At 62.2% G+C, this 1,338-nt stretch carries 2 protein-coding genes; both read right to left on the minus strand.

Annotation, left to right across the window (positions count from 1 at the left end; all coding sequences use genetic code 11):
* Positions 1–428 (minus strand): HAD domain-containing protein (locus tag AC1DU6_RS31415; RefSeq protein ID WP_477862075.1); only part of this gene is annotated, 428 nt, incomplete at its 3' end.
* Positions 429–677: 249 nt separating this feature from the next.
* Positions 678–1,338: hypothetical protein (locus tag AC1DU6_RS31420; RefSeq protein WP_477862077.1), on the minus strand; the 661-nt coding region annotated here is incomplete at its 5' end.

Genomic DNA, 1,338 nt, shown 5'->3' on the forward strand with positions numbered 1-1,338 from the left:
CTGTGGCGGTCATCCAGAACGACAAATGGTTCGCCTTGGTGGTGTTCCTGGAGCCAAGCCTGAATTTCGGCCTCCCGGTCGCGGTGAATGTGGATCGGAACACATCGCCAAGCGGCACCCTCATGGAGGTTCTGAGCCACGAAGTACAAGCCGGCGCCATCGAGGACTGCAGCCAACTGCTCTCGGCTGAAGTGCTCACGCCAAGTGCTGCTGATCGCGTACTTCACGTGGCCAGCTCTTCTGTGGGCTACGGCCAGCGCGTTGCGCGCCACGGGTGAGAACAATGTGGCCAACCGCTGTGGCTGCAGCGACTCGCCCCGGTTGAGCGCCCGAGACAAGTCCCAGCCAGCCTCTGCCTGTCCAAGACACAGGACCTCGTCGATATCGAGGATGACTGTGGCCCATGAGCCTTGTTGTACTGTTGCCATTTCAGCAGCTCGCAAGCGGTCCAACGAAACCGTGGCTACCGTGCCATTGGTGGAAGTTGCGCGGCCATTTTGGCTGCACTCGCAGTGCACTACTGCAGAGATCCCTGTTCAGTCGGTCATACAGGCACTCCCTGGAGTTCGATCAGTTCATCCGTGACAACGTCCTTGCCACGTCGCGCAAAATGCGCTGTACGACGCGTCGGAGCGCGAGACCTTCTTGCCCGGATGTGCTTGGGCGAGTGACGCCGGCTAGCTGGTCACGAGACCTTGCTCAGATCGCTCGGCGGCCGCGGCCGCACTCGATTCAATGTGGGGTAGCGCAGATACCGGCGTCTCTTCCATCGGGAGGGACTCCAGGATCGGCACCGGCGCAGGTGCGAGTGCCGGCTGGGCATTGGGCCTGACCTGCTGCCTCACCAACGTGGCAGCCAGGCTGAGCTTGCTGGCCGCGATCAGCGCGACGAAGCCGACAAACAGCATCAGTGCAAACAGGGCAAAGTCGCCCAGGACGATTGTCCAGGACTGCTTGAAAGCCTTGGGCAGCAAGACGAAGACCAGTGCCCAGAACGCGGGCCCGACCATCACGGCGTAGAACAGGCCACCCAAGATCACCAGTGTTTTGCGCGCGCGTGCGTTCCGTGCAATTCCGCGCAGTTCGAACTGGTCGCCAGTCGCGTTGGGGCCAATGTGGTCGCGCGAGCGCAGGTATTGATCCATGAACTGCGTCGGGCGCTGCTGTCGCAGGAGCAACTCAATCTCCTGCAAGCTGAGCTTCGCGTGGCCGACGGCCGACGCAAACGAGGCCTCGACGAGCATGGGATGACGTGCGGTCGCGCCGTCATCGAAGAAGCTCTTCAGGCGCTTGTAGCGCTCGTCGAGGTGGCGCCCGCGATCGACCATGTGGCCGAAG

The organism is Roseateles sp. P5_B10, assembly GCF_056400485.1.